This window comes from Pollutimonas rozaliensis, assembly GCF_048751585.1.
In the GTDB taxonomy this organism is placed as follows: Bacteria; Pseudomonadota; Gammaproteobacteria; order Burkholderiales; family Burkholderiaceae_B.
The window spans coordinates 1-230 of the sequence record NZ_JAZHOB010000393.1 but is presented as its reverse complement, the minus strand read 5'-3'; the positions used below and the strand labels follow the sequence as shown (position 1 = coordinate 230).

Below are 230 nucleotides of genomic sequence, written 5' to 3'. Positions count from 1 at the left end.
GCTGCGCCCACAGCTCACCCAGGTGGTTCTCCAGTGGCGTGCCGGTCATGGCGATGGCGCGGGCCACATTGAGCTCGCGCACCGCCCGCGCGGTCTGGCTGGCGGCGTTCTTGATCGCCTGGGCCTCGTCCAGCACCAGCAGGCCGAAGTCGTGCTCGCGCAGGCGTTCGAGATCGCGGATCAGCAACGCATAGGTGGTCACCGCGAGGTCGGCACCGAGAAGCGCCTCC

The 230-nt window shown here is 69.6% G+C and carries 1 protein-coding gene; it reads right to left on the bottom strand.

The features are described 5' to 3' along the window. Positions 1-230 (bottom strand): SNF2-related protein (locus tag V0R37_RS23350; protein ID WP_420376725.1); only part of this gene is annotated, 230 nt, incomplete at both ends.